Origin of the sequence: Rhizobium sophorae (genome assembly GCF_013087515.1) — a bacterium.
Taxonomy (GTDB): Bacteria; Pseudomonadota; Alphaproteobacteria; order Rhizobiales; family Rhizobiaceae; genus Rhizobium; species Rhizobium sophorae.
In genome coordinates this window covers 1-25540 of record NZ_JABFCN010000067.1, presented here as the reverse complement: position 1 = coordinate 25540, position 25540 = coordinate 1, and the positions used below count along the sequence as shown (strand labels likewise).

Here is a 25540-nt window from a genome sequence, read left to right as displayed (position 1 = left end):
AAGAATTAAACGGTCCAAAACACCCATGACTGCCTCCAAAAGACAGTCTTGAATCTGATCTGCTCAGCTTTGGGAATCCCAAGAGTCCACGGCTCCTAGAGCATGATGCCGAAAAGTGTGTGCGGTTTTCGGCATCATGCTCCAACTATATAATGTAGAACAGGATTCAGATTTTAGGCTGGCCTAAAATCATCCTGTTCTGGGGGTTGAACTTACTGCCTGGTTGATGAACAAGAGATAATCTGACGCGGGCGCCGGTTGGGCGCCCGTTTCGCTTGACAGGATATCCAGGCCCCAGGAGCATTGCGCGATGAGCATTCCCGCCCGGATCAAGGACGATCTGCCGTTTCTGACCTCCCTGCGCCGCGACCTGCACGCCCACCCCGAACTCGGTTTCGAGGAGGAGCGCACCGGCGGCATCGTCGCGAGGCTTCTCGAGGAGGTCGGCATCACGGTGCACCGCGGTCTCGGCGGCACCGGCGTGGTCGGCACGCTGCAGCTCGGCAACGGCACACGCAGGATCGGGCTGCGCGCCGACATGGATGCGCTCGCCATGCCTGAAATGGCGGAGCGGCCCTATAAATCGACCGCGCCCGGAAAGATGCATGCCTGCGGCCATGACGGCCATACGGCGATGCTGCTTGGCGCCGCGCGACATCTAGCGGCAACGCAGGATTTTTCCGGCACGGTGCATTTCATCTTCCAGCCGGCCGAGGAAGGGCGAGGCGGAGCAAGGCGCATGGTCGAGGAGGGGCTGTTCAAGCTTTTCCCCTGCGATGCCGTTTATGGGCTGCATAACATGCCTGGGCTTGCGGTCGATGAGATCGCCGTGGGCGAGGGGCCGCAGCTTGCCTCCTCCGACAGCTGGCGCATGACCTTCCGTGGGACCGGCACGCACGGCGCCAAGCCGCATCTCGGCCGCGATCCGATCACGGCGGCCGGAACCTTCCTGGCATCGCTGCAGACGATCGTCGGACGGGTGGTCGATCCGCTGCAACCGGCCGTCGTCAGCGCCTGTTTCCTGCAGGCGGGCGACTCGAAGGCGCTGAACGTCATTCCTGATATCGTCGAGATCGGCGGGACGGCGCGGGCCTATTCGCCCGATGTGCGCGACCAGCTGGAGACCGAGATCGGGCGGTTGGCGCATGGCACTGCGGCCATGTACGGCATCGCCGTGGACTATGTATTCGAGCGGCGGATTCCGCCTGTCATCAATGACGCGGAGGCGACCGAACGGGCGCTGGCAGCGGCTGGCTCAGTCTTCGGCGGGAAGGTGCAGACAAGCTTTCCGCCGTCGACGGCGGGCGACGATTTCGCCTTCTTCGCGCAAAACGCGCCCGGCTGCTATGTCTGGCTCGGCAACGGTCCGGCGGTGGATGGGGCGCTGCATCACAACACGGCCTATGATTTCAACGATGAAGCGCTGGGATATGGGGCGGCCTATTGGGTGGCGTTGGTCGAGCGAGAGTTGAAGGTTTGATTATCTGCTGCAGCGACTTCGTCAATGTCCATCAGTCAATCGGCGATTCCTCAACCCGGGCCGTCCCGCGCGTGGCATGGATGAAGGCGAGCACGAAGCCGATCGCCAGCACAAGCACGATGGTCGGCGCCGGCGCGCTGTCGATGAAGAAGGACAAGTAGACGCCGACAAAAGAGCCGATCACGGCAATGGCGACGGAGAGGAGCAGCATCGTGCTGAACTTGCGGGTGAGCAGGAAGGCGATGGCTCCCGGCGCAATCAGCATGGCGATCGAAAGGATGATGCCTACCGCTTGCAAGGCACCGACGATCGTCAGCGAGATGAGGGCGAGAAGGCCATAATGCAGCAGGTTGATCCTGAGGCCCACCGCTTTCGCCTGTGCCGGGTCGAAGGCGTGCAGCAGGAAGTCCTTCCACTTCACACCAAGAATGACAGCCGTGATCGCAGCAATGACGGCCGACTGCCCGATGTCGCGCCAGGAGACACCGAGCATGTCGCCGAACAGAATGTGGTCGAGATGCACGTCGGATTGGATCTTGACATAAAGAACCAGGCCGAGCCCGAACATGCCGGAGAAGACGATGCCCATCACCGTATCCTGTTTGATACGGCTGTTATCTTTCAGGAAACCGGTGGCGATAGCGCAAAACATGCCGGCCACGAAGGCGCCGACCGCGAAGGGTATGCCGATGATATAGGCGATAACCACGCCGGGGAAGACGGCGTGGCTGATGGCGTCTCCCATCAGAGACCAGCCTTTCAGAACCAGAAAGCAGGACAACAGCGCCATCGGGATTGCGACCAGCACCGAGATCACCAGCGCATTGACCATGAAGCCGAACTGGAAAGGCGAAAGAAGAGTGTCGACCATGTTCATGGCGCTGCCTCCAGTGCCCGTGCGGCGCGTCTGCGCGCCGCCAGCATGCCGTGTTTGGGTGCGAAGAAGAACGCGATCAGGAAGATTGCCGTCTGCAGCACCACGATGATGCCGCCTGTCGCGCCATCAAGGAAGTAACTCGCATAAGCGCCGACGAAACTGGTCATCGATCCGATGATGACGGCGATCACAAGCAGCCGCGGGAAGCGGTCGGTCAGCAGATAGGCGGTCGCGCCAGGCGTGACCACCATGCAGATGACGAGGAATGCACCGACTGTCTGCAGCGCCGCGACGGTGGAGGCGGACAGCAGCGTGAAGAAAATGACCTTGAGAGCGGTGGGATTGAGACCGATCGATCGGGCATGGCTCTCGTCGAAGAAAGTGACCATCAGGTCCTTCCATTTGACGAGCAGAACAGCGAGTGACACGAAGCCGATGATGGCGAGTTGCAGCGTATCCTCGGGTGTGATGGCGAGAATGTTGCCGAGCACGATCGTCTGGATGTTGACCGCCATGGGCTGGAGCGAAACCATGAACAGGCCCAGCCCGAAGAAGGAGGAGAAGATCAGGCCGATGATGGCATCTTCCTTCAGCTTGGTGCGCTGGTTGAGGAAAAGCATCGCTGCGGCAGCGAGCCCTCCCGAAAAGAAGGCTCCGATCGAAAAGGGAAGTCCGAGCATATAGGCGCCGGCGACGCCGGGAACGATCGCATGCGAGAGCGCGTCGCCGATCAGCGACCAGCCTTTCAACATCAGATAACAGGAGAGGAAAGCGCAGACGCCGCCGACAAGGGCGGACACCCACATGGCATTGAGCATGTATTCATAGGTGAAGGGCTGCAAGAGCTCGGCTATCATTCCCGGGCCCCATTGCCACTATCGGACCTCCGGGCAGTCGCTTTGCCACCCTGCAAAATCAGGGGGCGCTCATCATCGGTTATGACGCCGATCGACGTTGGCCTGCCGTTCTGCGCTTCGCTCAACATGAAATGACGCAGCACGCCGCCAAAAGCCTTTTCCAGATTTTCCTGCGTAAAAGTCTCGACGGTCGGGCCGTAGGCGAGCACTGTGCCCTTGATCAGGATGGTCCGGTCGCAGAACTCCGGCACGGAGCCGAGATTGTGGGTGGAGACCAGCATGACGCGACCTTCATCCCGCAGTTCGCGCAGGAGCTTGATGATCTGGTCCTCGGTCTTTACGTCGACACCGGTAAAGGGTTCATCGAGAAGAATGACCCGGCCGTCCTGCGCCAGTGCTCGCGCCAGAAAGACCCGCTTCCTCTGGCCGCCGGAGAGTTCGCCGATCTGGCGCTTGCGGAACTCGCTCATGGCGACGCGGGCGAGTGCGGACGCAACTGCCTCGTGGTCTGCAGCCTTCGGGATGCGCATCATGCCCATGTGGCCGTAGCGGCCCATCATCACGACATCCTCGACCAGCACCGGGAAATTCCAGTCGACTTCTTCCGATTGCGGCACATAAGCGACGAGGTTCTTGCGCAGCGCCTCTTCGACCGGCATGCCAAGCACGCGAATGTGGCCCCTGGCGAGCCGCACGAAGCCCATGATCGACTTGAAGAGCGTCGACTTGCCGGAACCGTTGACTCCGACCAGCGCGGCGATCGTGCCCGTCGGAATCTCGAAACTCGCGTCCCTCAGGGCCGTATGTCCATTGCGGTAAGTGACGGTCGCATCCTTTACCGTGATCCCCGATCCCGCATCCGAGGATGCGGGACGGACAAGATTGCCAAGCAGCACGGTCATTGCGACAACCCATGGGCAAGACCCTTGGCGACAGTATCGGAGGTCACGCGCAGAAGATCGATATAGGTTGGCACCGGGCCGTCGGCTTCGCTCAGCGAGTCGACATAGAGGACGCCGCCATAATGCGCGCCGGTTTCGCGCGCCACCTGCCGGGCCGGTTTATCGGAAACGGTGCTTTCGCTGAAGACGGTTGGAATCTGGTTTTCCTCGACCGCATCGATGACCTTGCGGACCTGCTGCGGCGTGCCCTGCTGGTCGGCGTTGATCGGCCATAGATAGAGTTCCTTCAGCCCGAAATCGCGTGCGAGATAGGAAAAGGCGCCCTCGCTTGAAACCAGCCAGCGCTTGTCCTCGGGAATTTTGTCGAGGGTGGCGCGGATCGGCGTGATCGTCGCTTCGATCTTTTGCTTATAGGCCTCGGCGTTGGCCTTGTAGGTCTCCGCATTCGCCGGATCATACTTTGCGAAAGCATCACGGATATTGTCGACGTAAATCAGGGCGTTCTTCGGCGACATCCAGGCGTGGGGATTGGGCTTGCCTTCGTAGGGGCCTTCCGAGATGCCCATCGGCTCGATGCCGTCGGAGACGACGGCGCCGGGGACGTCGTGCAGGTTCTGGAAGAACTTTTCGAACCAGCGCTCCAGATTGAGCCCGTTCCAGAGAATGAGCTGTGCACCTTGTGCCCGCTGGATGTCACCCGGCGTCGGCGCATAGTTGTGGATCTCCGCGCCCGGCTTGGTGATCGATTCCACGATCGCGGCATCACCGGCCACGTTTTTTGCCATGTCGGCAATCACCGTGAAGGTCGTCACCACCTTGAACTTCGAATTGTTTGTCTGTTGGGCAGCGGCGGGAAAAGCAGCCAGCACGGCCGCGAATGCCACCCCAATAACTCCGGCCAAAACCGACCGTCTTTCCTTATACAGCATACGTTTCTCCTCTTGCTGCTATTGCGACCGAATTGCAAAAGCCGCGGAGAGTCGAACAAGTTGCGATTCAGAATGATTTGCAAGAAATGCTTGACGACCCTTGCTTTGAATATTGTGCAATTAAGAATGAATTGCAACAATGATCCGGACAATAGGCCGAAAAATGATGACGCGATGGGCTGACTGCGGTCAACCTCAGCGAACAACGCATACCGGGATGCCGTAACGGCGCATGCTTCGACCGGTTAGGCGTTTGAGGAGCATACGGCACGCCGTCTGGCGGAGCTGCGCTTCCTCGATCTACCAAACAGCCAGCACCGGGCTTTCCAGCACCTTGCCCGTCACCACATCGGCAATACCCCGATCAGTCTGATGCGGGCCGACATTGCAGGCGAGCGTTGCGCCGAAGCAAGCCTTGAAGACCAGATAGGGCGGCTTCCATGTTACGATCTTCTCCATCGCCTTGCGGATGCCGGCGAAGGCCAGGGCCGTGTCCTTCAGCGATGCATCCGTCACCAGGCCGGAGAGCGGCAGCGGCAGCATCGCCTCGATCCTGCCGTCTTTGGCGACCGCCATGCCGCCGCCGGCGGCGATGACGGCGTTGGCGGCGAGCGCCATGTCGCCTGCATTGGCGCCGAAGACAGTGAGGTTGTGGCTGTCATGCGAAACGGTGGTACAGAAGGCGCCGCGCCATTCACCCCAGCCGGTGAGGAAGCCGATGCTCGGGATGCCGTCGGTCTTGCCGTGGCGATGGACGACGGCGATCATGGCGCTGCCGGCCGGCGGCACGATGAAACCATCCCTGACCTCGGTTTCGGCCTCGCCCCATTGCGTGAAGCGCGGGCGGTCGATGGTGGCGACGCGGACGCGCTCGCCCTTCGCCGGGATGCGAAAATCATTCTCGGTCAGCGGCGGCAGCTTCACCGAATTGACAAGCGGCGCCGTATCGATCTGCTGGACGGCAACCTGCATGCTGCCGTTGCGGGCAACGATACAGCCGCCTGATATGACGAGCCGCGCCCGGAATTCCGCGAGGTCGTCGAAGAGCACGATGTCGGCGCGGCGGCCGGCGGCGAGGAGGCCGAGATCGGAGCGCTTCAGACGTTGTGCGGCGTTGAAGGTCGCGGCACGGATGGCCCATTCCGGCTTCATGCCGTAGCGCACCAGGCGCCTGATGACGTCGTCGAGGCCGCCGCCTTCCTGGAGTTCGTCTGGAAAGACGTCGTCGGTGCAGAGCGTGACGGTCGGGGGCAGGTGGCCGAGACCGTTCAGCACCTCGACGAACTCCTGTAGCAGATGGTCGTGCGAGCCGCGCAGCTCGATCGTCAGGCCGGCGGAAAGCTTGGCGAGGAGATCGGCGCCGGAGGTAAGTTCGTGGTCGGAGGTGATGCCCGATGCCATGAAAGCGTTGAGATCGGCGCCTTCGAGGCCGCGGGCATGGCCGCAGACGAGCTTGCCGGCGGCAAGGCCGGCATTGACGACGGCCGTGATGCGCGGGTCGCCGTCGATGACGCCACGCATATTCATCACTTCGGCGACGCCGCCGACGGCGGAGGAGCGCAGCATCTCGGCGACGACCGCAGCATCGAAATCGGCGCCGGCAAGTTCCAGGCCTGGTGCGGAGGGCACGCAGGAGGGCGCGAGAAGGATCATACGCAGCGGCAGGCCGCGCGCCGCCTCGATCGCCCAGCGCACGCCGTCGAGGCCATGGACGTTGCCGAATTCATGCGGATCCCAGACGATCGTTGTCACGCCGCGTGGCAAGACGGCGCTCGCATATTCGGCGGGTGTCACCATCGAACTTTCGACATGCATGTGCGTGTCGATCAGGCCGGGCGTCAGGATGCTGCCCGTCGCATCGATGATCTCGACGGCATCCGCGCGGCTTGCCGGGGCATGGACGCTTGATATCAGTGCGCCGACAAGGCCGATATCGGCTTGCCGGATCAGGCCCGTCACCGTATCGAGCAGCCGGCCGCCGGTGATCAGCATGTCGAAGGGGGCGTCGCCGCGCGCAGCCGTGACGGCGCGGGCCCGCAAGGCAGGATCATTGAGATCGGCCGGTTCTTGGCGAGCGGTAAGGTTCATTTGCGGGCCTCGTTGACCAGGGCAGCGAGAATGATGACACGCGCCATGTCGGCATCGATGTCGGCGGCGAATTGCGCATTGAAACTCGCATGCGTGGCGCGGGTCTCGACGACGGTGCGACCACGGGTCAAGCTGCCATGCAGTTCGACGTCGATACGGGCAGGGCGGAAGCTGACGATATCGGGAGCGACGAAGGCGACGGCGGCGGAAGGATCGTAAATTGCCATGGCCGGGCGGCCGCGGCTGGTACCGATGCGGATATAACCCGAAAACATATCGGCGATCAACTCGGCGTTGGCGCCGCCGGCATTGCGCACCGGCTCGGCGTCTTCGGGCCTAGCCAGCACCCTGCGGCAAAGGTCGAGATCAACCATGCGCAGCGGCAGGCCATGGGCGATGACGATCGAGAGGGCCTCGGGATCGGCGAGCGCGTTGAACTCGGCGGAGGCCGTATGGTTGCCGCTGGTGACGCCGCCGCCCATCCAGACGAGTTCGGTGATGCGGGCGGCAAGATCCGGCCGGGCAAGCGCCACGACGGCGATGTTGGTGAGCGGTCCAAGCGCCAGGATGCGGTGCTGGCCTTTGCGCTCCAGCCAGCGGCAGAGTGCTGCGAAGGCATCACTTTCGGCAAGGGCAGCCGCCTGCGGCAGGCTCCTGCCGATGGTCGGGATGCCGGTTTCGCCGAGGATCGCCTGAGCGGTTTCGAGCTTGCCGAGCACGGGCATGGCGCGGCCGGTGTGAATAGGGAACGTCCAGCCGAAGGCGCGGGCGGCGCCGGCGGCGTTTTTCCTCACCTGCGGCAGCGCCGTATTGCCGAAGACCAGCGATACACCGTCGATCTCGAGTTCCGACTGTCCCACCACCAGAATGGCGGCGATGTCGTCGAATCCCATGTCCGTATCGATCCAGACGCCCATGATTTCACCCGAACCGTTTGAGGCTTGCCGCGCCGGCAAGCGGCAGATCGAAGGCGAGCCGGCTGCCGATCTCGTGCGGCGGCAGGCCCGCATCGATCTCGGCCTTGATCGGGCCGAGCTGAGTGTCGAGCAGGTATTCGCGGGTGTTGCCGGCGAAAGACGTGCCGCGCACGATGCCCTGGAAAGCACCGGAGCCAAGGGTCACCATGCGCGGACGCCAGGCGAGGCCGGCTGCGGCTTCCGGCGCCTGGCCGGAAAGTCCGACCGGTCCATTCGGCGTCGCAAGCTTTCCATCTTCCAGCGCGAAGACATTCTCGAAGCCGACGAAATCGGCGACGAAGGCCGAGGCCGGATTGTTGTAGATCTCCTCCGGCGTGCCGATCTGTTCGATGCCGCCGTTCAGCATCACGACGATGCGGTCGGCGAGCGCCAGGGCTTCCACCTGGTCGTGGGTGACGAAGATCATGGTGACGCCGGTCTCTTTCTGCACGCGCTGCAGTTCGGCGCGCATTTCAAGGCGAAGGCGGGCATCGAGATTGGAGAGCGGCTCGTCGAGCAACAGCACCTTCGGCTCCATCACCATCGAGCGGGCGAGCGCCACACGCTGCTGCTGGCCGCCGGAGAGTTCGGCTGGCTTGCGGCTGGCGAAAGCCGACAGTCCGACCGATTTCAGGCCGGCGCCGACGCGGGCATCGAGATCCTGCGCTGAAATGCCCTTGAGACGCAGGCCGAAGGCGACGTTCTCATAGACTGTCAGATGCGGGAAGAGGGCATAGGACTGGAAAACGAGGCCGACGGCACGTTTGTTGGCGGAGACGCGGGTGATATCGGCGCCGTCGAGGCGGATGCGGCCGGCGGCGGGCGTCAGCAGGCCGGCGATGGCGCGCATCGTCGTCGTCTTGCCACAGCCGGAGGGGCCGAGAAGTGCCACCAGCTCACCTTTGCCGATCCCGAGATCGAGGTCCCGCACCGCAACCGTGTCGCCATAGGCAAGGGTCAGCTTGTCGAGTTGAAGATAGGCATCAGACATAACGCGAGAATCCCAGGAAGCGTTCGGCGAGAAAGACGATGCCGATCGAGAGAAAGGCGAGAAGGGCGGAGAGCGCCGCGATGGAAGGATCGTAGGTGGTTTCCATGTAACCCAGCATGTCGATCGGCAGCGTGCGGACACCGGGACCCGACAGGAAGAGCGAGACGGGCACCTGATTGAAGCTGGTGACGAAACCGAGGATGAAGGCGGCAAGGATGCCGCCGCGGATATTCGGCATCACCACGCGGAAGAAGGCCCCGAGCCGCGAGGAACCGAGCAGGACGGCCGCCTCCTCGATGTCCGAGCGCAGATTGTCGAGGCTCGCCGAGACGACGCGCACTGCATAGGGCAGCACCAGGGCCGCATGGGCGAAGAACAGCGCGAGCGTGATGTTGAAGCCGAAGGGCACGACGAGATAACGCAGCAGCGCCAGACCGACGATGATGCCGGGCACGATGATCGGCAGCGAGACGATGGTGCGGACGGTCTCGGCCGCGGGCAGCTTGTAGCGGGAGAGGGCGTAGGCGGCCGGGATGCCGAGGAGGAGGGCTGCGAGCGTTCCGAAGACAGCTAGGAACATCGACATGACGAAGCTGTCGCGGAAGCTCTCGATGGTGAACACCTTCATCACCCAACGCAGCGACAGGCCCTGCGGCGGGAAGGCCAGCGTATCACCTGATGATAGCGAAGCGGCGATGATAATCAGGAACGGGCCGATCAGGAAGACCAGCAGCAGGAAAAGCACGAGAGGCGAAAACACGCGCAACGTCATCGGCGGTTCCTCGCCGTCGCAAGGCGTTTCAGCAGAATGTTGGCGGCAAAGCTCATGACGATCAGGATGAAGGCGATGACGCTTGCCGAAACGAAATCATTGGCGACGGAAACCTGCTGGTACATCAGCGTTTCCAGCATCAGCACCTTGGAGCCGCCAAGCACGGCGGGGGTGATATAGGCGGTCAGCGATCCGGTGAAGACAAGCGTGCCGCCGACGACGAGGCCTTCCCTGGTGAGCGGCAGGATGACTTTCCAGAAGACCTGGAACCAGTTGGCGCCGAGCACGCGGGCAGCCGGAATTGCATCCTTCGGCATGTTTTCGAGCGCGCTGATCAGCGATAGGATCATCAGCGGCAGGAAGAGCTGCAGGAGGCCGATGAAGACGGCGGTCTCGGTGAACAGCAGCCGCAGCGGCTCGGCGCTGAGACCCAGGCCTGTTATCGCCTGGTTGACGATGCCGGTGCGGCCGAGAATGACGATCCAGGCATAGGTGCGCGCCACCGGGGAGATCATCAGCGGCAGGGTCACGAGGCCGATCATCCGGCCCTTGCCTTTCGCCGGCAGGTTGACGATGGCAAAGGCTGCGGCATAACCGATGATCGCGGAAACGGCGGTGACTTCGAGCCCGAGCCGGAACGTGCGCAGGAAAACGGTACGGTTCAACGTCCCGGAGAAGAAATCGGCATAGGCCGACAGGCTCCAGCTGCTGCCGGCGCGGAAGCCCTCCGACAAGAGGATCGCAACGGGCAACAGAAAGACCACAGTCGCAAAGATGGCTGCCGGCAAGGCGAGTGCCAGGGCTTCTGCGCGGTTCTGGAACATGAGGCGCCTTTCGAGCGGACAAGAGGAAGGCCCCGGCAGAGGCGCCGGGGGCCAGTTTTCACGCGGGCCTTACTGGCCCACCTTCTCGTTCCACGTCTTCAGCCAGCCGGCGCGATTGTCGAGGGCGACGGGCGAGGAGATCAGCTTGAGGCTCTTGGCCGTTTCCTCGCCATAGGTGAGGTTGTTGGCGGCGGCTTCGGAAAGCTTGACCTCGCTGTTTGCCGGACTGTCGATCAGCTTTTCGGCGAGTTTGGTCTGGATGTCGGTCGAGAGCCAGAAGTCCATGAACTGCAAAGCGAGATCCTGGTTCTTCGAGCCCTTGGTCAGAACCAGCACGTTCATACCGCCGGTCTGGCCCTCCTTCGGCGTTGCCCAGGCGACCGGGACGTCGAGCTTGGTGAAACCGGCCCAGGAGAAACGGCCGATCGGCGCTGCCCAGATCTCTTCCTGTTGCATCAGTTGCACCAGCTGCGAGGACTTTTCATAGAAGGTGACGATGTCGTCCTTCTTCTCGCCCAGCGCTTCGATCGGTCCCTTCAGATCCGGCGTGTCCTTGCCGAGCGCCAGGCCGAGCATATAGAGCGCCGGCGGGCCTTGGTTGGTGGTCACGTTCGGAAAGGCGACGTGGCCGACATATTCCGGCTTCAAGAGATCGGCCCAGGAGTCGATCTTCATCTTGTCGGAGCGATAGGCAATCGAAGTGGCGTAGAAGGTGTAACCGACGCTCATGCCGTCACCGTTCGGATCCTTGGCGACGTCATAGAGCTTGGCGAAATCGGCGAGCTTCGCGGTATCGATCTTGTCGATCAGACCGGCGCGGGACGCGGCCAGCGCATCGGCCATGGAAACGGCAGCGAGATCGACGACCGGGCTGGCCTTGTTCGCCTCCATTTTGGCCAGACGCTCGACGCTGTTGCCGGTCTCGACCACGAGCTTGCAGCCGCATTTGGCTTCGAAGGGATCATAGACCAGCGACTTGAAATCGTCCTGCGCAAAAGCATAGACGGAAATCGTCAGCGTCCGCTCTGCTGCTGCGGCGCCGAGTGGGGAAAGGGCGGCGAGGGCTGCCGAGGCAATGAGAGCTTTTTTCATCCTACATGTTCTCCTTCTCTGAGGTTCTTGGTGCCGGGTTCGCAGGCCCGGATGATTGGCGGACGATCAGCTGCATGGCGACGCGTTCGATCTCCGCGGTAACGAGCACGCCCTCCCGGATGCTGCTTGTTCTTATGGTATCCACCAGCGCCGACACGGCGATCCCGGCAATCCTATCCATGTCCATCCGGACCGTCGTCAGCGACGGTGTGACAACAGGCGACCAGATGAGGTCGTCGAAGCCGGTGACGCTGACATCAGTGGGAATGTTGATACCCGCCTGCTGCAACTCCGTCAGCGCCCGCAGTGCCAGCAGATCGGAGAGGGCTGCGAAGGCGGTGAAACCTTGGCCGACTTTTTCGGCGAGGCCGAGCGGGCAGCCGTTGCCGTTCTCCTGCTCCAGCCTGTCGATCCACAGCGTTTCCGAATGCATGCCCGGGCGCATGCCGGATCGAATGCCGCCGGCGCGGTCGTTCTGGACGTTGGATTCCTGATTGTTGCCGATGATGAGGATACGGCGATGGCCAAGGCCCGCGAGATGGCCGGCGATTTCGCGGCCGCCCTGCCAATGGTCGGCGGCGACGGTGTTGCCGGGCGTCGAGGGAGTGTCGATGACGGCGACCGGACAGGCGGCAGACGATATGCGGGTGGCGCGGCGGGGAATGACGACCATGCCGTCGACGCCGCGCTCGACCAGCCGGTTGATCGCCTCGGTCTGGGCGGCGACATCACCGCGGGAATCGGCGATCAGCACGCCGTAACCTGCGGCGGAGGCAGCGAATTCGATCGCCTGCGCGATCTTCGGGAACAGCGGATTGGCGATGTCGGGCAGCACCAGGCCGAGAACGCCGCTGCGGCCGGTCCGCAGCGCCCGCCCGGCTTGGCTCGGGACGTAACCGAGCTCGGCTGCATGCTCACGGATCCTTTCGACCAGTTGGCCGGAAACCCGGCCCTTGCCGGAAAGCGCATTGGAGACCGTGGCGACGGAGACGCCAAGCGACGTCGCTATCCTGCTGAGGTTCGGTCCCGGGCGCGATGTAGCCATGATCTACGATCACTCTGATTAATCGTTTAATCAGAGTGATAGCTCAGCTTTTCCCGCCTGTCGAATCCGAATTCATCTTATGCGCAATTATTCGATTACGGTCCGCGGCAGATACGAAAAAGCCCCGCGAGACGATCGCGAGGCCTTGAACTTTCAGATCGATTGAAACAGCCGTCAGCCCTTGACAGCAACAACCTTCGCCGCCGGTTCGGTCGTCTTGCCGCCGGGGGCGAAGCCGCCGCCGACTGCGATGTTCAGCGACACGTAGTCCTTGGCCATCTGCTGGACGGCTGCGGCAAGGCTTGCCTGGGCGAGCGAGACCTGGCGCTGGGCGTCGAGAACGTCGAGCAGCGAAGAGGCGCCGTCCTTGTAGGATGCGGTGGAAAGTTCGAGCGTTTCCTGGGTGGTCTTGACCTGGGCCTGAAGGGCGGCGACCGTGCGGGCGTCGCGCCGGACGGCCGAAAGGGCGTTCTCGACCTGTTCGACCGCGGTCAGCACTACAGACTTCCAGTTGAGGTAGGCGGTCGCGGCATTGGACTGTGCCGACTTGACGTTGGCGCGCAGACGGCCGCCATCGAAGATCGGCAGGTTGAGGGTCGGACCGAAGGACCACGGCGTCAGACCGCCATGGACACCACGCTGGTTGATGTAGGACGGCGAGATCGAGCCGCTGAGCGAGATGCTCGGATAGAGCTGCGCCTGGGCAACACCGATATTGGCGGTTGCGGCGGCGAGATCACGCTCCGCGACGCGAATGTCGGGACGGTTGCGGATCAGGTCCGCCGGGATGCCGGAGTTAATGCCGCCGCGGAATACCGGCTGGCCGCGCCCCTTCAGCAGTTCATCGACGAGGGCCGAGGCCGGCAGGCCAAGCAGCGTGGCGATGTGATGGGCCGATATGCGGATGTTGGTTTCGAGGCCGGGAATTTCAGCGAGCGTCGACTGGACGAGGCCTTCGGCCTGAACGACGTCGAGACGCGAGGCAGCGCCGGCTTCGAGCTGAAACTTGGTCAGCTCGTAGGTTTCCCGGCGAGACTTCAGGTTGGCGTTCGAAAGCGCCAGGCGCTGCTGATAATAGCGAACGTCGATATAGCTCGAGACGAGATCCTGCACGAGGGTCAGCTTGGCCACATCAGCGGATGCGTAGGCGGAATCGAGCGAAGCGAGCGCGCTCTCGGTGCTGCGCTTGTAGAGGCCGAAGAGATCGAGCAGCCAGCTCAGCTGGACGTCGCCGCCGCTGGTGTTGCGCGTGTCGAACTGCGTGCGCAATTCGCCCTTCTGGCCGCTGACGGTGTGCGAGGCGCCGACGTTCAGGTTCGGCAGGCCGCCAGCACCGGCGGTGGTGACGTTGGCGGAGGCCGCATTGATGCGTTCGATCGCCTGTTGGACTGACAGGTTCTGATCGAGGCCTGCCTGGACATAGCCATTCAGTTTGGGGTCGTTGAAGGCGGTCCACCAGGCTGCGGTTGCAACGTCGCCTACACTCTTCGTTCCGCCTTCTCCGAATTTGGCGGGCAGCGGCATTTCAGGAGGAGCATGATCCGGGCCTACGACGCAGCCCGACAACAATAATAATAATGCCGGTGTGGCAAAACGAAGAGATACCATTCATTTCATCCTGTACTCGAGCAAGTCAATTCTTGTCCGACGCTTCATGCTTCACTATCGCCGCCGCGCCTCGTCATACCAAAAAAACACACCGAAGCAGTCGGGCGCAATGTAGCAACGGGAACTGCATTATCACAGTGCATTTATATCACAGTCCTGCCGCATTTTTGGCGCGTGTGGCAAAGATGCGTCGAATGACGACGAAAAACGACGGCACGAAGAAAATTCCGAGCAGCGTCGCCGCCAGCATGCCGCCGAGAACGCCGATACCGATGGCATTCTGCGCCGCCGAGCCCGCGCCTGTCGCGATCGCCAGCGGCACGACGCCGAGAATGAAGGCAAGCGAGGTCATGATGATCGGCCGCAGCCGCAATCTCGCGGCTTCCAATGTCGCCTCGTAGAGCCCCATGCCGCTTTCCATGCGGTCCTTGGCAAATTCGACGATCAGGATGGCGTTCTTCGCCGCCAGCCCGATGGTGGTCAGCAAGCCGACCTTGAAATAGACGTCGTTTGCCTGGCCGAAGACGGTTGCCGCCGTCAGCGCCCCGAGGATGCCGACAGGCACCGCCATGATCACCGAGAAGGGGATCGACCAGCTTTCGTAAAGCGCTGCGAGGCAGAGGAAGACGACGAGCACCGAGATCGCGTAGAGCATCGGCGCCTGCGAACCGGACAGCCGCTCCTGATAGGAGATGCCCTGCCAGGCGACCGTATAGCCGCCGCCGAGCTCACTGGTCAGCGCTTCCATTTCGTTCATCGCATCGCCGGAGGAAACGCCGGGTGCGGAAGCGCCTTCGAGCGGAATGGCGCTGACGGCGTTGAAGCGGGCGAGCGAGGGCGCGCCCTTCACCCACTCCGTGCGGGTAAAGGCGGAGAAGGGCACCATTTCGCCGTCATTGTTGCGGGCGTACCAGTGGTTTAGATCGCTCGGCTGCATGCGGAAGGGCGCATCGCCCTCGACGTAGACCGGCTTGATCTCGCCGTTCAGCGTGAAGTCGTTGACGTCACGGCCGGTGAAGATGATCGACAGCATCGAATTGACCGAGGTAATGTCGACGCCCATAGCGCCGATCTTTTCCTGATCGAGCACGATGCGCATCTGCGGCTCGACTTCCTTGTTGCTGCTGCGCAGCGCCACGATTTTGCCCGAGCTATTGCCCATCTGGATCAGCCGCTTGGAGGCGGCTGTCAGGGCGTCGTTGCCGTGGCCGCCAGTGTCGACGAGATACATGGAGAAGCCGCTCGACACGCCGAGACCCTGGATCGCCGGCGGCAGCAGCGCGAAGACCTGCGCCTCGCGGATCGCAAAGAAATTGCCGAGCGCCCGGTTGACGACCGACTGGGCACTCAGCGCCGGATCGGTGCGCAGCGAGAAATCCTTGAGCTTGGTGAAGACGATGGCGCTGTTCTGGCCGGAACCGCTGAAGCCGAAACCGAGCGCGCCGAACACGGAATCGACGGCGTCCTTCTCGTTTTCACGATAGTATTTCTCGACCTTTTCGACGACTGCCTGGGTCTGCTGCGTGGTCGAGCCCGGCGGCGTGGTGACGATGGTCAGCAGCACGCCCTGGTCTTCCTGCGGCAGGAAGGAACTCGGCAGGCGGCTGAAGAGATAGGCGCAGCCGGCGCCGACCAGAAGGAAGACCAGCATGACGCGGATTGGCCGCTTCAGCAGGTAGCCGATGGCGCTGATATAGCCGTTGGTCGAGCGCGTGAAGTTGCGGTTGAACCAGTCGCCGACGCGGTGCTTCCTGTGTTCGCCGACCGGCTTCAGCATGGTGGCACAAAGTGCCGGCGTCAGCACGAGGGCGACGAGTGCCGACAACAGCATGGCCGAGACGATGGTGATCGAGAATTGGCGATAGATGATGCCGGTCGAACCGCCGAAGAAGGCCATCGGAATGAAGACGGCGGTGAGGACGAGCGCGATACCGACAATGGCGCCGGTGATCTCGCCCATCGATTTTTCCGTCGCCTCGAGCGGCGAAAGCTTTTCTTCGGACATGATGCGTTCGACGTTTTCGACGACGACGATGGCGTCGTCGACGAGAAGACCGATCGCCAGCACCATGGCGAACATCGTCAAGGTATTGATCGAATAGCCGGTGACTGCCAGCACCCCGAATGTGCCGAGCAGCACCACGGGAACGGCAATCGTCGGGATCAGCGTCGCCCGGAGATTCTGCAGGAAGACAAGCAGCACCACGAAGACGAGCACGATCGCCTCGATCAGCGTGTGCACGACCTTCTCGATCGACAGTTCCACGAAGGGCGTGGTGTCGTAGGGATAGGTGATCTCGACACCTGCCGGCAGGCCACGGCCGATAACCTCGAGCGCGGAGCGCACGCGGGCGGCGGTATCGATGGCGTTGGCGCCGATTGCAAGGTTGACGGCGAAACCGGTCGACGGCTGGCCGTTGTAGCGCGAACTGCCGCCGTAGCTTTCCTGGCCGATCTCGATGCGTGAGACGTCGCTCAAGCGCACCGTCGCGCCGTCCTTTTCGACCTTCAGGATGATGTGCTCGAAATCGGCGACGGTGGTCAGCTGGCTTTGGGCGGTAATGGTGACGTTGAGCTGCTGGCCGGGGATCGTCGGCTGGGCACCGAGCGAACCGACGGAAACCTGGGTGTTCTGCGCCTGGATGGCTGACGTCACGTCGCTCGGCGTCAACTGGTATTTCAAGAGCTTGAACGGATCGAGCCAGACGCGCATGGCGTATCCCGAACCGAAGACATTGATGCTGCCGACGCCTTCCAGGCGCTGGATCTGATCCTCGATCGAGGTCGACATGATATTGCCGAGGTCGACGGAGTTGCGCTTGCCGTCGGTCGAAACGAGCGAGCCGACGAGAAGGATGCTCGAGGTCGAGCGGGTGACGCTGATGCCGGCATCGATGACGTCGCCTGGAAGCTGCGACTGAACCAGCTGCAGCTTGTTCTGCACCTGCACCTGGGCGATATCGGGGTCGGCGCTCGTCCCGAAGGTGAGCTGGATGCTGGCCGAACCCGTCGATGAGGTCGAGGTCATGTAGGTGAGATCGTCGAGGCCGGTCATGCCGTCCTCGATGATCGTCGTCACCGATTTCTCGACAGTCTCGGCGCTGGCACCGCGATAGGTGGCGTTGATCCGAACCGTCGTCGGGGCGATGTCGGGATATTGCGAGATCGACAGCGTGAAGATCGCCAGCAGGCCGGCGAGCATGATTGTGATCGCAATGACCCAGGCGAAGATCGGACGTCGGATGAAAAACTTGGCCATCGGTTGTTCCTGTGCGGCGGAGACGGTGACGATGCGGGCCTGCAGCGATTACTTCGCTGCGGGCTTCTCAGCATCACCGGCCGCGGGCTGCTCGGCAGGCACGACCACGCCGTTGTCGTTGATCTTCATCGGGACCGGCTTCACCGGCATACCGGAGGTGATCGATTGCAGGCCGCTGACGATCAGCTGATCGCCGTCCTTGATGCCTTCGGTCACGAGCCAGGAATTGTTGGAGGGCGAACTGTTCTCAAAGGCGCGGGTTTCGACCTTGCCGTCGGCGGAAACGAATTGTGCCGTCAGCCGGCCGTTGGCGTCACGGCTCGTCGCCAGCTGCGGCAGCGCATAACCGGCCTCGGCGCCGAGCTCGACCGTTGCGCGGACATACATACCGGGCAGCACGATCCGGTCGGGATTGGGAAAGAGCACGCGGATGATGAAGGTGCCTGTGGTCTCACTGACCACCTGCTTCGACATGTCGAGCTTGCCCTGCTGGTTATATTCCTTGCCGTTTTCCAGGATCAGGTGGAAGACGACGTTGTCTGCACCCTTGATGTCGCCGGCGGCCATCGCATCGCGCAGTTTCAAGAGGTTGGTGCTCGATTCCGTCAGCGAGATGTAGATCGGATCGAGCTGGCGGATCGTCGTCAGCGCCGTCGTCTGGTTGGCAGAGACGACGTTACCGACATTAACGGCCGTCTGGTCGATGATGCCATCGAAAGGGGCGACGATCCTGGTGTGGTCGAGGTCGATTTGTGCCGCGGAAAGTGCAGCCTTCGCCGACTCGACTTCGGCCTTGGCCTGGAGCAGCGTCGTCTTGGCCGTTTCGAATTCGATCTGGGTGGCGCCGCTGCCGACGAGGCGCTGGTAGCGTTCGAGATTGCTTTCAGCGCTCGGCACGCTCGCCTGCGCCTTGGAGATCGCCGCCTTGGCCTGCTCGACGGCGGCGATATAGGGTGCATCCTCGATCTGGTAGAGAAGGTCACCCTTCTTGATCTCGGCGCCGTCCTTAAAGGCGACCTCGCGGATCAGGCCGCTGACCTGAGGCCGGATATCGGCGGTCTGAAATGTCTCGGCGCGGCCGGGAAGGATCGTGGTGACCGGGAAGGTGCCCTTCGTCAGCGTGATGACGCCGACGGGCGCGGCCTGCTGTGCCGCGCCTGCACTCGCATTGCCGGCAGGCTTGGAGCCACTGTCGCTGCAGGCGGCGAGAAGGGCTGCGAATGCCAGGGCCGAGGAGATGACGAGGGCACGCCGTATCATGCTGAATTCCTGTGCGGTGGCAATCGCCGTTCAATCCACGAGCTCGACCCGCGGGCTCAGGTGGAACCGAGCGCAGGCTTATATAAGCGTCAGGATTGGTCTGGCTTCAAATGCCGTTATCCGAGTTTAAGAAAGGCTTTACGAAGTGACGTAATTCAGCAATCATCACTTAGCAAGCGCTATTTTGCAGTGCGGCATTGACGAAACACACGATTTTTTCGGCGCGGTGCACAAGCGTCTCCTTGTCGTCGCGAGCGATCAGGACAGGGTGCAGCACGCAGGACAGGACATCTGCGACGGTGTGCGCCGCACTCTCGGGATCGCGGCAGTGATAACTTCCCTCCGCCATGCCTTCGAGGATGATCTCGCCGAGCTTCGCCTCAATGCGGGCGCGATAACGATTGCCGGCCTCGAGTTTGGCTTCGATCGTCGAAAGCACCATTTCGAAGATGTAAGGGTTCTTCTGGATGTCCTGCAGGTGGCTTTCCAGCAGGCGCAGGATGAAGCGGAGCAGTTGTTCCTTTGGCGGCAGCTTCTCATCGAAGGCGGCGAAGCGCTCGGCAGCATCGTCGAGATGGCGTCCGGCGATCGCATCGACCAGCGCGACCTTGGAACGGAAATGCTTGAAGACATTGGCGGGCGACATGTGGAGCGCGCCGGCGATATCGGCGATCGACACCGCGACGAAGCCGCGCTCGCGAAACAGCATCTCTGCCATGGAGAGAATGTCTTCCCGCGTTTCCTCGGCCTTGCGTCTTGGCCTTCTTACCATTTGTTCCCCGCCGGGCTGAGCCCGATACCCCTTTTTTTCGATGCTAGCGCATAACCCCGAAAATCGGAATCGATTTTCGGAAAGGATTATGCGCCAATTCAAAGCGATAGCGCGTCCTTAGCCCGTCCTCTTGGACGCGCGGCTCTAGCGCGATTGGGCGAAATGCCGCAAGCCGATGAACGGCTTGGCGGCCTTCGCGTTCGCCTTTTCAAGGGAAATAGCGGGCGAGGTTGTTTCGGACACGGGCAAGCGGCGTCTCGCCGCTGTCATCGGGGACAAAGCGCTCGCCGGTGATCGCCTCGTAGGCTTTGATGTAGACGGCCGAGGTCTGCTCGATCAGTTCGGCGGGGATTTCCGGGATCTCGTCCTTATAGGGGTCGCAGCGCTCCGCCACCCAGGCGCGGACGAAATCCTTGTCGAAACTTTCCGGACGTTTTCCGGCGGCAAAGCTTGCCGGATAACTTTCGGCAAGCCAGTAGCGGCTGCTGTCCGGCGTGTGGATCTCGTCGGCGAGGATAATGTTGCCGTCACCATCGGTACCGAACTCGTATTTGGTATCGACCAGGATCAGCCCGTTTTTCGCCGCCATCTCCTGGCCGCGGGCAAAGAGGGCGAGCGCATATGTCGACAGCGTCTGCCATTGCTCTTTTGTGAGAAGGCCGCGTGTGACGATTTCGGCAGGTGTCAGCGGCTCATCGTGGCCGCCGTCGAATTCCTTGCTGGTCGGCGTGATGACGGGTTCCGGCAGGATCTGGTTGTCGCGCATGCCGTCGGGCAGACGCATGCCATACATCTCGCGTTCGCCCTTTTTGTAAAGCGTCAGGATCGAGGTGCCGGTGGTGCCGGCGAGATAACCGCGCACGACGATCTCGACCGGCAGGATATCGAGGCGCTTGCCGATGACGACATTCGGATCGGGATAGTCGAGAACATGGTTCGGGCAGATGTCCTTCGTTGCCTCGAACCAGTAGCGCGCCGTCTGCGTCAGTACCTCGCCCTTATAGGGGATGCAGGTGAGGATGCGGTCGAAAGCGCTCAGCCGGTCGGTGCTGATAATAATGCGGCGTCCGTCCGGAAGATCGTAATTCTCGCGCACCTTGCCGCGATAATAGTTCGGCAATTCCGGGAAATGGGCTTCGGAGAGAATTCGCACGGCGCTCGACTGTCCTTCATTATTGGGTGAAGACTTCCTGCTCTAGTTTCATTGCTGGGGAAGTCAAGCCGACCGGGTATCGCATCACAGCCAGAACAGACCGGTAAGAAGCAGGGCGAGCCCGTAACTTGCGACGGCAAGCGGCCAGCCGGCGCGCAGGAAATCGCTGAAGCGGTAGCCGCCGATGCCCATTGCCAGCGTGTTGTTGTGATGGCCGAAGGGCGTCAGGAAATCCAGGGAGGCGCCGGCGGCCACCGCGATCAGATAGGCGTCCGGCACATGCCTGCCGGTTCTTGCGAATTCCAGTGCGATCGGGGTCAGGACGATTGCGACCGTCGCGTTGTTGACAAAAGGCGTCAATGCCATGGCGAGGAAGAGGGTGAGGGCGATGCCGAAGAGCGGATGGGTGATCGGCACGACGAGGCTCAGCCAGCCGGCTATGGTTTCCGCCGCTCCCGTGGTTGCCACCGCCTGGCCGATCGGGATCATCGCCGCCAGCATGATGATGATCGGCCAATTTAGATCGGCCATCGCCTGACGGATGTTCAGATGATTGAGCAGAGCGAGCACGAGCACGACGCCGGCAAAAGCGATGTCGGGACGCAGGCCGGTCGCCGAGGCGGCGACGCCACAGGCAAAGAGCGCGAAGGGCCGCCGGGATAGGAGCGCCGGTTCGCTCGGTGCTGTCGAGGCGAGCGGCAGGCACTCGCTTTCCTCCAACGCTTCGCCGATTGCAATGCGCGGCCCCTCGAGCGTCAATATATCGCCGATCGACAATTGCAGGTCGAGGAAGCGGCCTTCGATGCGTGGCGCGCGCATGGAAAGGGCGGTGACCGCGATGCCGCGACGGTGGAAGATCTCGAGCGAGCGGACGCGCGAACCGACCAACGTGCTTTCCGGCATGACGACGGCTTCGACATGGGTGAAATCCGGCTGCAGGCCATGCGGATGGGTATCGGCGATCAGCGCTTGCGTGGCGGCAAGGCCGGCAAAGACCGCATCGGTGCCTTCGGCAAGCAGCACGTCGCCGGGTTCTATCACCGACTGGTCAAGCGGACCGAAGACGAAATTATCGGCGCGGATCAGCGCGTGCGGCTTGATGCCGAAACGCAGCGGGCAATCGGAAAGCCGCGCGCCGATCAGCGGTGAGACGTCAGGGATGCGACGCTCGACGACGATGCGCCGCGCCGTCGGGGAGACCGTTGCGGGTGTTTCGTCGGGTTCCAGAAACAGGTGCTGCACGCGAAAGGCGATGAGCAGAATGCCGGCGATGGCCACCGGCAGGCCGACATAGGCGAAATCGAAGAAGTGGAAGCCGGTTCCGGTCGCGTTGGCGAGCGCATCGCTGACGAGCAGGTTGGCCGGCGTGCCGATCAGCGAAACGAGGCCGCCGAGCAGGGCCGCGAACGAGACCGGCATGACGAGCTGGCGGCGGGGGATCGTCAGGACCGCGCCGAGACGTAGCGCGACCGGCAAGGTGATCGCAAAGGCGCCGATATTGTTCATGAAGATGGAGATGATTCCGGCAAGCGCGGACGTGCCGGCGATGACCTTGAACCTCGAAGGCCTTGCGGCCGCGAAACGGGCGGCGAGACTGTCGAAGAGCCTGGCGTGCGCCAACACCTGGACAATCAGCAAGATCTCGACGACGGTGATGACGACAGGACTAGCAAAGCCCGTGAAGATCTGATCGGCGGGATAAAGGCCGAGCGCATAACCGCCGAGCAGGCCGGCGATCGAGACCACCTCGATGCGGATGCGATCGAGCGAGAAGAGGATGAGCATCGCCAGCAAAAGGATCAGCAGGGATGCTTGCTCGAACGACATGGGCGGGTCCGTTGTTTCATCGATCAGACGGACTGTAGTCGTTCCTCATGCGCTGTACAGAGGCGCTTTCAGGCGAAGATTGAACAATCCTCATCTCGCGCGTCAGGCTGGTGGTGCCAGCCATCGGCCCGTGGCATTCCGCTCCAGAATGGGAGTTGTGAAGACGCCGACGGTGCGCGCGCTCCATTGCGGCCCGGCGGCTGCGAGGCTTTCTCGCCAGCGCTCCGATTGCAGCATGGCTGCACCGATGACGACGGGTTCGATACCGCAGGCCATCAGCAGATGAAGACCCGCGACGATCGAGGCGCCACTGGAAATGACGTCATCGATGAGTGCGACGCGCTGTCCCTGAAGCAGCGGCAACATGCGCGGATCGATATAGAGGCGTTTCTGCTGTGTCGGCGTGGTGATCGAAGACAGAGCGACGGAGAGCTCGTCGCGATACCAGAATTTGCGCGAGGTGCCGAGCGGAACGTAGCGGTCATGGCCGAGCTTCTGCGCCACCGCGGCGGCCAATGTCAGGCCGAGCGTCGGCAGGCCTGCCACGACATCGATGCGCATGGGCCTGATCTTTTCGGCGAGGCTTTCGGCGAGCGCATCGAGCACGGCGAAGCTTGCCTGGTTGACGATCAGCGAGGCGAGGGCGTGACCGCCATCCGCCAGCTCACGGATCGGCAGGCGAAGCTGGCGGCCGTCTTCGAGCGTGGCGACATAGAAGGAGGTGAATTCCCCATCGCCGGCAAAGGTGCCGGGCGGGTGAAGCTCCTGCCAGAAATCGTGCGGCGCCATCTCCGTCACAGCAGTCAATTGCGTCTCGTCCTCTCCATGCCGGTTTTCCGGCGCAGTGCCTGCAATTCGGGTTCGGTCAGTGCACGCACAGCGCCTTTCGGCAGTTCGCCAAGTTCGAGCCCGCCGATTGAGACGCGCACGAGGCGCAAGCATTCGGCTCCGAGCGCCTCCAGCATGCGGCGGATCTGGCGGTTGCGGCCCTCGTCGAGCTCGACCTCGATCCATGAATTCCTGTCGCCCTGGCGCAGGCGCCGCGCGGCGGTTGCCGTCAGCAGTTCGCCGTCGTGGCGGAGGCCCGATGTCATGACGGCAATGTCCTCGTCGTCCATGATGCGGTCGATCTGGACGTGATAGGTCTTCGTCACATGCGTGACCGGATCGAGTAGGATCTGGGCGAATTCGGTGTCGTTGGTGAAAAGCAGCAGGCCCTCGCTGGCCTTGTCGAGCCGGCCGACCGGAGAGAGATGCGGGATGTCGAAGTCCCTGAGACAATCATAGACCGTCGGCCTGCCTTCTGGATCGTGGCGGGTGGTGACGAGACCGCGGGGCTTGTTGAGCATCAGATAAATTTTCGCTTCGGCAGCGATGACAAGGCCGTCGATGCTGATGCTTGCCGTGGCAAGATCAACCCATGCGGAGGTATCGCTGACGGTTCGGCCGTCAACCGCAACGCGATTTTCGGCGATCAGGCGTTCGGCCTGCGTGCGGGAGCAGTAACCGAGCTTGGAAAGGGCGCGGGGAAGGGTGACCCGTTTGACCGCGGCGCTATCGGTGGGCTTTGTCCGTTCACGCGTCTTGTGCGGTGGGCGCCGCTCCCTCATCTGCAATCCTTATCCTGCTTTTGATGCCGTTTTCTTGGCATGAACGACAGAAGGATGCCAGCAGACTGAATAAAAAACGAGGGGAATAACAGGCGCTGCAAAAAGGCTCAGCGCTTTGGATAAAGCGCCGTCGCGGCTTTGTTAGGGTGGCGCTGCCTCAGCGGCAGGCCATGAAGCCGGCTAGTTCCTTGCGGCTGACGACGATGCCGGCGGCGGCCTTGACCGGGTCCGGATGGGTGTAGGACAGACTAGGCATTTCCGGCAGATCGAGTGCCTGACGCATATTCATGATGCCGACCGCATAGCGGCCATTGGCGCTGTCGACACTGACTTCGATAATGCAGTTGGCCCTCTTGTTTTCCATGGTAGTCCTCCCTTCATTTTTTATGTTCCCATAGCTGGCATTAAAAATTGGTTTTTGTAAGACATAAGCATTTACGCACCCTGCCGAAAAACGGATCGGCGGGTGCGTAAAAAGCTGGTTTATGAGTGGATATGGCGTGTTCAGCGCCACCAATGGCGAGGCTGCGGCTGCGGACTGCCGGAAAGCAGGTATCCGGCAAGAAAGCCAATGGCGCCTGCAAGCACCAGAGCCGTGGTCGTTGCAGTCGGATGCTCGCGGGCGGCGTCGGCGGCAGCCACACCTTCGGCCCTGATCTGGGCGACGGCGTTCTTTGCCCGGGGCAGGGCTTCATCATAAGCCTTGCCGGCGCGGCCGCGCACTTCGTAATAGGCTTCGGCGCCTTGAGCGGAAATCATCTTCTGCAGGCGCGAGACTTCCTGCTGGAGGGCGGCAATGTCCTTGCTGACAGATGCTCTGATATCATCGGTATTGGCAGCCATGTTGGTCTCCTTCCTTCAATGGGAAAGACAACACCCAACTCGGTGATAGGTTCCGAAATGTTAGCCGCTGATTTGTGATGGAAATTTAAAGCTCGCCGGTCGCAGGCGCTTTAATCCTCTGTTAACCATAAATTCGCGCAAGATCCTGTTTTCTCGTGACCTTTCGGGTGTTGAGAACGACTTTCCGATGGATTTTTGACCAGCCGGTAAAGAAATTTTCGGGAATCCGTCCCGAAAGGGCGCCCTGTGGATAATATCCACCGACAAAAATGCCAGCCGAATCAACCTGTTACAAAAATGTCAAAAAACTTTGGTTTGGTGTGTTGACTGTCTGCAGGGGTTAGTTCTATAAGCCCCCTCACTGAACGAGGGCGGCGGCGCTGCTGGCGACGAAG

The 25540-nt window shown here is 62.0% G+C and carries 22 protein-coding genes; 1 reads left to right on the top strand and 21 read right to left on the bottom strand.

The annotated features are described in order from the left end of the window. Positions 1-310: 310 nt before the first annotated feature. Complete coding sequence (locus G9X64_RS33875) at positions 311-1480, top strand: M20 aminoacylase family protein (RefSeq protein WP_168308442.1); 1170 nt, start codon at positions 311-313, stop codon at positions 1478-1480. Positions 1481-1511: 31 nt separating this feature from the next. Here the strand turns inward: G9X64_RS33875 and G9X64_RS33870 are convergent, their stop codons facing one another. The 21 genes from G9X64_RS33870 to G9X64_RS33770 form a co-directional block, all read right to left on the bottom strand. Then, positions 1512-2357: a metal ABC transporter permease gene (locus tag G9X64_RS33870; RefSeq protein ID WP_171378310.1), complete on the bottom strand. Its 846-nt coding sequence runs from the start codon at positions 2355-2357 to the stop codon at positions 1512-1514. Then, positions 2354-3214, bottom strand: coding sequence for an iron/manganese ABC transporter permease subunit SitC (sitC, locus tag G9X64_RS33865; protein ID WP_168308440.1), 861 nt, complete (start codon positions 3212-3214; stop codon positions 2354-2356). The genes G9X64_RS33870 and sitC overlap by 4 nt, the downstream gene beginning before the upstream one ends. Then, positions 3211-4116 carry a manganese/iron ABC transporter ATP-binding protein gene (locus G9X64_RS33860; RefSeq protein ID WP_168308439.1) on the bottom strand — a complete coding sequence of 302 codons (906 nt, stop codon included), beginning with the start codon at positions 4114-4116 and terminating at the stop codon, positions 3211-3213. The genes sitC and G9X64_RS33860 overlap by 4 nt, the downstream gene beginning before the upstream one ends. After that, a complete protein-coding gene (locus G9X64_RS33855) occupies positions 4113-5045 on the bottom strand; it encodes a metal ABC transporter substrate-binding protein (protein WP_168308438.1) in 933 nt (310 codons plus the stop codon). Before G9X64_RS33855 ends, G9X64_RS33860 begins: the two co-directional genes overlap by 4 nt. 300 nt (positions 5046-5345) lie before the next feature. Next, positions 5346-7133, bottom strand: a complete 1788-nt coding sequence (locus tag G9X64_RS33850; protein ID WP_168308437.1) for an adenine deaminase — start codon at positions 7131-7133, stop codon at positions 5346-5348. After that, a complete protein-coding gene (locus G9X64_RS33845; protein WP_168308436.1) occupies positions 7130-8050 on the bottom strand; it encodes a nucleoside hydrolase in 921 nt (306 codons plus the stop codon). Before G9X64_RS33845 ends, G9X64_RS33850 begins: the two co-directional genes overlap by 4 nt. Before the next feature lie 4 nt (positions 8051-8054). Next, on the bottom strand, positions 8055-9080 hold the full coding sequence (locus G9X64_RS33840; protein WP_168308435.1) for an ABC transporter ATP-binding protein: 1026 nt from the start codon (positions 9078-9080) through the stop codon (positions 8055-8057). Continuing rightward, positions 9073-9852 carry an ABC transporter permease gene (locus G9X64_RS33835; protein ID WP_168308434.1) on the bottom strand — a complete coding sequence of 260 codons (780 nt, stop codon included), beginning with the start codon at positions 9850-9852 and terminating at the stop codon, positions 9073-9075. The genes G9X64_RS33840 and G9X64_RS33835 overlap by 8 nt, the downstream gene beginning before the upstream one ends. Next, positions 9849-10676 (bottom strand): ABC transporter permease, encoded by an 828-nt coding sequence (locus tag G9X64_RS33830; RefSeq protein WP_171378309.1) that lies wholly within the window; start codon positions 10674-10676, stop codon positions 9849-9851. The genes G9X64_RS33835 and G9X64_RS33830 overlap by 4 nt, the downstream gene beginning before the upstream one ends. A 69-nt stretch (positions 10677-10745) precedes the next feature. Further along, positions 10746-11768, bottom strand: coding sequence for an ABC transporter substrate-binding protein (locus tag G9X64_RS33825; protein ID WP_171378308.1), 1023 nt, complete (start codon positions 11766-11768; stop codon positions 10746-10748). Position 11769: 1 nt separating this feature from the next. Continuing rightward, on the bottom strand, positions 11770-12813 hold the full coding sequence (locus G9X64_RS33820; RefSeq protein ID WP_171378307.1) for a LacI family DNA-binding transcriptional regulator: 1044 nt from the start codon (positions 12811-12813) through the stop codon (positions 11770-11772). 174 nt (positions 12814-12987) lie between these two features. Further along, complete coding sequence (locus tag G9X64_RS33815; RefSeq protein ID WP_168315309.1) at positions 12988-14421, bottom strand: efflux transporter outer membrane subunit; 1434 nt, start codon at positions 14419-14421, stop codon at positions 12988-12990. 148 nt (positions 14422-14569) lie between these two features. Next, positions 14570-17680: an efflux RND transporter permease subunit gene (locus tag G9X64_RS33810; protein ID WP_171378306.1), complete on the bottom strand. Its 3111-nt coding sequence runs from the start codon at positions 17678-17680 to the stop codon at positions 14570-14572. A gap of 48 nt (positions 17681-17728) precedes the next feature. Beyond that, complete coding sequence (locus G9X64_RS33805) at positions 17729-18940, bottom strand: efflux RND transporter periplasmic adaptor subunit (protein WP_168308428.1); 1212 nt, start codon at positions 18938-18940, stop codon at positions 17729-17731. 169 nt (positions 18941-19109) lie between these two features. Further along, complete coding sequence (locus tag G9X64_RS33800; RefSeq protein ID WP_171378305.1) at positions 19110-19712, bottom strand: TetR/AcrR family transcriptional regulator; 603 nt, start codon at positions 19710-19712, stop codon at positions 19110-19112. A gap of 208 nt (positions 19713-19920) precedes the next feature. After that, positions 19921-20865 carry a phosphoribosylaminoimidazolesuccinocarboxamide synthase gene (locus G9X64_RS33795; protein WP_171378304.1) on the bottom strand — a complete coding sequence of 315 codons (945 nt, stop codon included), beginning with the start codon at positions 20863-20865 and terminating at the stop codon, positions 19921-19923. Positions 20866-20949: 84 nt separating this feature from the next. Beyond that, the gene (locus tag G9X64_RS33790; protein WP_171378303.1) at positions 20950-22692 is read right to left on the bottom strand and encodes an SLC13 family permease; all 1743 of its coding nucleotides are present in this window, start codon (positions 22690-22692) and stop codon (positions 20950-20952) included. A gap of 102 nt (positions 22693-22794) precedes the next feature. Beyond that, positions 22795-23481, bottom strand: a complete 687-nt coding sequence (locus G9X64_RS33785; protein ID WP_171378311.1) for a phosphoribosyltransferase — start codon at positions 23479-23481, stop codon at positions 22795-22797. 14 nt (positions 23482-23495) lie between these two features. Next, positions 23496-24302 (bottom strand): pseudouridine synthase, encoded by an 807-nt coding sequence (locus G9X64_RS33780; RefSeq protein WP_171378302.1) that lies wholly within the window; start codon positions 24300-24302, stop codon positions 23496-23498. A gap of 157 nt (positions 24303-24459) precedes the next feature. Beyond that, positions 24460-24666, bottom strand: coding sequence for a hypothetical protein (locus G9X64_RS33775; RefSeq protein WP_003542611.1), 207 nt, complete (start codon positions 24664-24666; stop codon positions 24460-24462). Positions 24667-24806: 140 nt separating this feature from the next. After that, positions 24807-25145 carry a hypothetical protein gene (locus tag G9X64_RS33770; RefSeq protein WP_020051470.1) on the bottom strand — a complete coding sequence of 113 codons (339 nt, stop codon included), beginning with the start codon at positions 25143-25145 and terminating at the stop codon, positions 24807-24809. Positions 25146-25540: the final 395 nt, after the last annotated feature.

Coding starts and splice junctions, on each gene's coding strand:
- G9X64_RS33875 (WP_168308442.1), top strand. CDS start 311: ATGAGCATTCCCGCCCGGATCAAGGACGATCTGCCGTTTCTGACCTCC.
- G9X64_RS33870 (WP_171378310.1), bottom strand. CDS start 2,357: ATGAACATGGTCGACACTCTTCTTTCGCCTTTCCAGTTCGGCTTCATG.
- sitC (WP_168308440.1), bottom strand. CDS start 3,214: ATGATAGCCGAGCTCTTGCAGCCCTTCACCTATGAATACATGCTCAAT.
- G9X64_RS33860 (WP_168308439.1), bottom strand. CDS start 4,116: ATGACCGTGCTGCTTGGCAATCTTGTCCGTCCCGCATCCTCGGATGCG.
- G9X64_RS33855 (WP_168308438.1), bottom strand. CDS start 5,045: ATGCTGTATAAGGAAAGACGGTCGGTTTTGGCCGGAGTTATTGGGGTG.
- G9X64_RS33850 (WP_168308437.1), bottom strand. CDS start 7,133: ATGAACCTTACCGCTCGCCAAGAACCGGCCGATCTCAATGATCCTGCC.
- G9X64_RS33845 (WP_168308436.1), bottom strand. CDS start 8,050: ATGGGCGTCTGGATCGATACGGACATGGGATTCGACGACATCGCCGCC.
- G9X64_RS33840 (WP_168308435.1), bottom strand. CDS start 9,080: ATGTCTGATGCCTATCTTCAACTCGACAAGCTGACCCTTGCCTATGGC.
- G9X64_RS33835 (WP_168308434.1), bottom strand. CDS start 9,852: ATGACGTTGCGCGTGTTTTCGCCTCTCGTGCTTTTCCTGCTGCTGGTC.
- G9X64_RS33830 (WP_171378309.1), bottom strand. CDS start 10,676: ATGTTCCAGAACCGCGCAGAAGCCCTGGCACTCGCCTTGCCGGCAGCC.
- G9X64_RS33825 (WP_171378308.1), bottom strand. CDS start 11,768: ATGAAAAAAGCTCTCATTGCCTCGGCAGCCCTCGCCGCCCTTTCCCCA.
- G9X64_RS33820 (WP_171378307.1), bottom strand. CDS start 12,813: ATGGCTACATCGCGCCCGGGACCGAACCTCAGCAGGATAGCGACGTCG.
- G9X64_RS33815 (WP_168315309.1), bottom strand. CDS start 14,421: ATGGTATCTCTTCGTTTTGCCACACCGGCATTATTATTATTGTTGTCG.
- G9X64_RS33810 (WP_171378306.1), bottom strand. CDS start 17,680: ATGGCCAAGTTTTTCATCCGACGTCCGATCTTCGCCTGGGTCATTGCG.
- G9X64_RS33805 (WP_168308428.1), bottom strand. CDS start 18,940: ATGATACGGCGTGCCCTCGTCATCTCCTCGGCCCTGGCATTCGCAGCC.
- G9X64_RS33800 (WP_171378305.1), bottom strand. CDS start 19,712: ATGGTAAGAAGGCCAAGACGCAAGGCCGAGGAAACGCGGGAAGACATT.
- G9X64_RS33790 (WP_171378303.1), bottom strand. CDS start 22,692: ATGTCGTTCGAGCAAGCATCCCTGCTGATCCTTTTGCTGGCGATGCTC.
- G9X64_RS33785 (WP_171378311.1), bottom strand. CDS start 23,481: ATGGCGCCGCACGATTTCTGGCAGGAGCTTCACCCGCCCGGCACCTTT.
- G9X64_RS33780 (WP_171378302.1), bottom strand. CDS start 24,302: ATGAGGGAGCGGCGCCCACCGCACAAGACGCGTGAACGGACAAAGCCC.
- G9X64_RS33775 (WP_003542611.1), bottom strand. CDS start 24,666: ATGGAAAACAAGAGGGCCAACTGCATTATCGAAGTCAGTGTCGACAGC.
- G9X64_RS33770 (WP_020051470.1), bottom strand. CDS start 25,145: ATGGCTGCCAATACCGATGATATCAGAGCATCTGTCAGCAAGGACATT.